This window comes from Streptomyces sp. NPDC055749, assembly GCF_053617235.1.
Window position 1 is genome coordinate 78,956 of record NZ_JBSHFH010000036.1, and the last position, 6,126, is coordinate 85,081.

The 6,126-nt window shown below is 70.4% G+C and carries 4 protein-coding genes; all 4 read left to right on the top strand.

Annotation, left to right across the window (positions count from 1 at the left end; genetic code table 11):
- The first annotated feature begins 25 nt into the window (after positions 1-25).
- The 4 genes from ACWGO0_RS25040 to ACWGO0_RS25055 all read left to right on the top strand — a co-directional run bounded on the left by ACWGO0_RS25040 (position 26) and on the right by ACWGO0_RS25055 (position 6,090).
- On the top strand, positions 26-1,441 hold the full coding sequence (locus tag ACWGO0_RS25040; protein WP_453539162.1) for a class II fumarate hydratase: 1,416 nt from the start codon (positions 26-28) through the stop codon (positions 1,439-1,441).
- 64 nt (positions 1,442-1,505) lie between these two features.
- Complete coding sequence (fomD, locus tag ACWGO0_RS25045; protein WP_453539165.1) at positions 1,506-2,204, top strand: cytidylyl-2-hydroxypropylphosphonate hydrolase; 699 nt, start codon at positions 1,506-1,508, stop codon at positions 2,202-2,204.
- A 350-nt stretch (positions 2,205-2,554) separates the two neighbouring features.
- Positions 2,555-4,489, top strand: a complete 1,935-nt coding sequence (locus tag ACWGO0_RS25050) for a SpoIIE family protein phosphatase (protein ID WP_453539168.1) — start codon at positions 2,555-2,557, stop codon at positions 4,487-4,489.
- A 137-nt stretch (positions 4,490-4,626) separates the two neighbouring features.
- Entirely contained in the window at positions 4,627-6,090 is a 1,464-nt protein-coding gene (locus ACWGO0_RS25055) for a catalase (protein ID WP_453539171.1), read from the top strand.
- The last annotated feature ends 36 nt before the right edge of the window (positions 6,091-6,126 follow it).

Below are 6,126 nucleotides of genomic sequence, written 5' to 3' on the forward strand. Positions count from 1 at the left end.
TCATCTTTTTCAGGAGGTTTGAAACATGGACGGTTCGTCAGGCACCCCGCGCGGCACCGAGCAGTACCGCACCGAGCACGATTCGATGGGAGAGGTGAAGGTCCCCGCACACGCCAAATGGCGGGCCCAGACCCAGCGGGCCGTGGAGAACTTCCCCATCTCCGGGCAGCACCTGGAGCGCGCCCACATCGAGGCCCTGGCCCGTATCAAGGCAGCCGCCGCCAAGGTCAACGCGGAGCTGAAGGTCCTCGACCCGGACATCGCCACCGCGATCCAGGGGGCCGCCGCCGAGGTGGCCGAAGGACGCTGGGACGAGCACTTCCCCGTCGACGTCTTCCAGACGGGCTCCGGCACCTCGTCCAACATGAACACCAACGAGGTCGTCGCCACCCTCGCCACCGAGCGGCTGGGACGCGAGGTCCACCCCAACGACCACGTCAACGCCTCACAGTCCTCCAACGACGTCTTCCCCTCCTCCATCCACATCGCCGCGACGGCGGCCGTCACCGCGGATCTGATCCCCGCGCTCGACCACCTGGCCTCCGCGCTTGAGCGAAAATCAGCCGAATTCGCGGAGGTCGTGAAGTCGGGCCGTACGCATCTGATGGACGCCACCCCCGTCACCCTGGGCCAGGAGTTCGGCGGCTACGCGGCGCAGATCAGGTACGGCGTCGAGCGGCTGCGTTCCTCGCTCCCCCGCCTCGCCGAACTGCCCCTGGGCGGTACGGCGGTCGGTACCGGCATCAACACCCCGCCCGGCTTCTCCGCCGCCGTCATCGCCGAGGTCGCCCGCACCACCGGTCTGCCGCTCACCGAGGCCCGCGACCACTTCGAGGCGCAGGGGGCCAGGGACGGTCTCGTCGAGGCGTCCGGTCAGCTCCGCACGATCGCGGTCTCCCTCACCAAGATCTCCAACGACCTGCGCTGGATGGCCTCGGGGCCACGCACCGGACTGGCCGAGATCAATCTGCCGGACCTCCAGCCGGGCTCGTCGATCATGCCGGGCAAGGTCAATCCGGTCATCCCGGAGGCCGTGCTCATGGTTGCCGCACAGGTGATGGGGAACGACGCCACGGTCGCCACCGCGGGCGCCGCGGGCAACTTCGAGCTGAACGTCATGCTGCCCGTGATCGCGAAGAACCTGCTGGAGTCCGTACGGCTGCTCGCCAACGCCTCCCGTCTCCTCGCCGACCGCACGGTCGACGGAATCACGGCCAACGCGGAACGGGCCCGTATGTACGCGGAGTCCTCCCCCTCCGTCGTGACTCCGCTGAACAAGTACATCGGCTACGAGGAGGCGGCGAAGGTCGCCAAGAAGTCCCTCGCGCAGGGGACGACCATCCGCGAAACGGTCCTGGCCTCGGGATATGTCGAGCGCGGCGACCTCACGGTGGAGCAGCTCGACGAGGCACTGGACGTGTTGCGTATGACACGCCCGTGATCGCCGGTGATCTCCCGTGACGCGTATCGCAGCGGGCGGGCGATCGGATCTCTAAGATCTCTTCATGACAGGTACGGGAGAGCGCGCGCACTGGGCGCCGGGGGACCAGATCCTCTGGCGGTACCGCGACAACGGGGGCAGTGACCGCAGCAACGGCAACGGGAACGGCCGCCGTGCCGTGCACATCTGTCGCCCAGTCACCGTCGTGCAGGACACCGACGAGCTGCTCGCCGTCTGGATGGCGCCGGGCACCGAGTGCGTGAGGCCGGTTCTCGCCGACGGCACCCAGGTGCACGCCGAGCCGCTCGCCACCCGCTACACCGCGCCGCGCACCACGGTCCGCTCGACGTGGTTCGGCACCGGGGTGCTGAAGCTGGCCCGGCCCGGCGAACCCTGGTCGGTGTGGCTGTTCTGGGACCGCGGCTGGACCTTCCGCAACTGGTACGTGAATCTGGAGGAGCCGCTCGCCCGCTGGTCCGGCGGCGTCGACTCCGAGGATCACTTTCTCGACATCTCCGTGAACCCCGACCACAGCTGGCGGTGGCTCGACGAGGACGAGTTCGCCCAGGCGCAGCGGGTCGGCCTGATGGACCGGGCCACCGCGGCGCGGGTTCGGGAGGCGGGCCGCGCGGCCGTCGGGGTGATCCAGGAGTGGGGGACGCCGTTCCGGGACGGCTGGGAGCACTGGCGGCCGGAACCGCACTGGCGGGTACCGCCGCTGCCCGATGACTGGGACCGCACCCCGGCCCATATGCCGTCGTGAGACCCTTGGACCGACGACATGTCAAGCACGACCGCACGAAGCGTACGAACCGCACGGGCCGACAGCCCGCGGCGGACCGCACGATCGCATGAACCACTACGAGGGGGTGGAGACGTGCTCGCTGTCCGCTACCCCTTCACGGGAAACCTCGCGGGAAGCATCGCGGGAAAGCTCGCGGGAGGCTTCGCGGGAAACGATGTCGCCACGCCCGGCCGCAAGCACTCGGTTTCGGCCCCGCGTACGGGGGCATCCGGTGACAGCCGTTGTTCTTACCGCTCTTGCCGGGGCACAGTAGCGCCCCACGAGGTGACTGCCTCATACAACCGGCCCGGACGGACGGAATCCCACGCGTGACGGAGCATCCCACCTCCCACGAAGGCCGGCAGCCTCTCGCGGCCCGGTCCCAGGAGCGCACCCGGCCCCGGCAGCAGGACGCCGCCGGTCCGGCCAACCCTGCCACCGCCGCGATCCCCGGACCGGCCACCGCGCCGAACCCCGGGCCGAACCCCGTACCGCTCGCCTCGTCGAAACCGGCCACGACGGGCGCGGACGCCCAGGCGGCGGCCCGTCGCGAGGGTGACCGGCTGCGCTTCGTGGGCGCGGCGACCCGCCGCATCGCCCGGGGCATAGACCTGGACGAGATCGTGCTCGGCCTCTGCCGGGCCAGCGTGCCGACCTTCTCCGACGCGATACTCGTCTACCTCCGCGACCCGCTTCCGGTGGGCGACGAGCGCCCCGTCACCCCGTTCGTGCTGCGGCTGCGCCGCACCGACCGGCTGCGTTTAACCGACGAGGAGAATGAGAACGGCCCGGAGACCGAGCGTCTCCGGCTGCCCGGCGCCGACCCCCAGTCCGACCTGATGCCCGCGGCCGAACTGTGCGAGGTCCGCTCCGGCGGAGCGCTGGCCGAGGTGCTGCGCGGAGTACGGCCCGTATTCGGGGACTCCGCCGCGGCCCGCGCCGCGCTGCCCGAACTGCTCGGGGCCGGCCGCGCCGTGCCCACCGGCCACCGCGCGATCCTGGCGCCCCTGCGCGGACGTCGGCGGGTCATCGGCGCCGCCGTCTTCCTGCGCGGCACCGAACGCCCGGCGTTCGAGGCCAACGACCTGCTGGTCGCCGCCCAGCTGGCGACGCACACCGCGCTCGGCATCGACAAGGCCGTGCTGTACGGGCGCGAGGCGTACATCGCCGACGAGCTCCAGCGCACCATGCTGCCCGACTCGCTGCCGCAGCCGACCGGCGTCCGCCTCGCATCCCGGTACCTCCCGGCCGCCGAGACGGCCCGCGTCGGAGGCGACTGGTACGACGCGATCCCGCTGCCCGGCAGTCGGGTCGCGCTCGTCGTCGGCGATGTCATGGGCCACTCCATGACCTCCGCGGCGATCATGGGCCAGCTGCGCACGACCGCGCAGACCCTGGCCGGGCTCGACCTGCCGCCGCAGGAGGTGCTGCACCACCTGGACGAGCAGGCGCAGCGACTCGGCAGCGACCGCATGGCCACCTGCCTGTACGCGGTGTACGACCCCGTCGCACACCGGATCACCATCGCCAACGCCGGCCACCCGCCGCCCGTCCTGCTCCACCTGGGCGGCCGTGCCGAGGTGCTGCGGGTGCCGCCGGGCGCCCCGATCGGCGTCGGAGGCGTCGACTTCGAGGCCGTGGAACTGGACGCGCCGTCGGGCGCGACGCTCCTGCTGTACACGGACGGTCTGGTCGAGTCCCGGCTGCGGGACGTGTGGACCGGCATCGAGCAGCTGCGGGAGCGGCTGGCCGCCACCGCCCGGCTGACAGGCCCCGACCACGCGCCCCCGCTGGAGGCGCTCTGCGACGACGTGCTCGACATGCTCGGCCCCGGTGACCGGGACGACGACATCGCGCTGCTCGCCGCCCGTTTCGACGGGATCGCGCCCAGCGATGTCGCGTACTGGTTCCTGGAGCCGGAGGACGAGGCACCGGGCAGGGCCCGCAGGCTGGCCCGCAGGGCGCTCAGCCGGTGGGGCCTGGACGAGCTGTCGGACGAGGTGGAACTGCTGGTCAGCGAGGTCGTGACCAATGCCGTGCGGTACGCGGAGCGGCCGGTGACCCTGCGCCTTCTGCGGACGGACATCCTGCGCTGCGAGGTCGGCGACGACTCCCCACAGCTGCCCAGGCAGCGCCGGGCCAGGGAGACGGACGAGGGCGGACGCGGTCTGTTCCTGGTGAACCGCCTGGCCAGGCGGTGGGGGGCCACCCGGCTCTCGACCGGCAAGGTGGTCTGGTTCGAGATGGCCACCCGGAGCCAGTAGGACCGGCCGGCATCTGCCGGCCGGTCCAAGGACCGGCTCCGGGCCTGGCCAAATGTTGCCGTCCTCCGGGTGGCGGAGTTGACTTCAGTCGTGAACGAAGCGACCGGACCGACACCCCCACCGACCGGAGGACGCTCGTGACCGAGAAGGCCAAGCAGGTTCCTTACACGACGAACAACGCCGGTGTCCCGGTGGAGAGCGACGAACACTCGCTCACCGTGGGTGCCGACGGCCCGATCCTGCTCCAGGACCATTACCTCATCGAGAAGATGGCCCAGTTCAACCGTGAGCGGGTCCCCGAGCGGGTGGTCCACGCGAAGGGATCGGGCGCCTACGGCACGTTCAGCGTGACGAACGACATCAGCCAGTTCACGAAGGCCGACCTCTTCCAGCCGGGCAAGCAGACCGCGATGCTGGCCCGCTTCTCCACGGTCGCCGGTGAACAGGGCTCACCCGACACCTGGCGCGACCCCCGCGGCTTCGCGCTGAAGTTCTACACCGAGCAGGGCAACTACGACATGGTCGGCAACAACACGCCGGTCTTCTTCGTGCGTGACCCGATGAAGTTCCAGGACTTCATCCGCTCGCAGAAGCGCCGCCCGGACAGCGGGGTGCGCGACCACGACATGCAGTGGGACTTCTGGACCCTGTCCCCCGAGTCCGCGCACATGGTGACGTGGCTGATGGGCGACCGGGGCATCCCGAAGACGTACCGCAACATGAACGGCTACAGCTCGCACACCTATATGTGGGTGAACGCGGGCGGCGAGCGGTTCTGGGTGAAGTACCGCTTCAAGACGGACCAGGGCATCGACTTCTACACGCAGTCCGACGCCGACGCCATGGCCGGGACCGACGGCGACGCCCACCGCCGCGACCTGTTCGATTCGATCAAGCGCGGTGATCATCCGAGCTGGACGCTGTACGTCCAGATCATGCCGTTCGAGGACGCGCCGGACTACCGGTTCAACCCGTTCGACCTGACGAAGGTGTGGCCGCACGCCGACTACCCGGAGATCGAAGTCGGCCGGATGACGCTGAACGAGAATCCGGAGGACTTCTTCGTCCACATCGAGCAGTCGTCGTTCGAACCGTCGAACCTGGTGCCCGGCATCGGTCCTTCGCCCGACAAGATGCTGCTCGGCCGGCTCTTCTCGTACCCGGACACCCACCGGTACCGGATCGGCCCGAACTACGCGCAGCTGCCGCCCAACCGGCCGCGCTTCGGCGTCAACTCGTACGCCAAGGACGGCCCGATGCGGTACGAGCCCTCGCGTACGGGCGCGGTGTACGCGCCGAACTCGTACGGCGGTCCGGCCGCGGACACCGCGCGCTTCGGTGATCCCGCGGGCTGGGCCACGGCGGGCGAGATGGTCCACGAGGCGTACAAGCTGCACAGCGAGGACGACGACTGGGGCCAGGCGGGCACGATGGTGCGCAAGGTGCTGGACGACGCGGCGCGCGACCGGCTGGTGTCCAACATCTCCGGTCATCTGCTGGACGGCGTGAGCCGCCCGGTCCTGGACCGGGCGCTGCAGTACTGGCGCAACGTCGACAAGGAGCTCGGCGACCGGATCGCGAAGAAGGTCAACGGCGGCTGACACCCGCCGCACATGGGAGGAGGGGCGGTGCCCGCG

Coding starts and splice junctions, on each gene's coding strand:
- ACWGO0_RS25040 (WP_453539162.1), top strand. CDS start 26: ATGGACGGTTCGTCAGGCACCCCGCGCGGCACCGAGCAGTACCGCACC.
- fomD (WP_453539165.1), top strand. CDS start 1,506: ATGACAGGTACGGGAGAGCGCGCGCACTGGGCGCCGGGGGACCAGATC.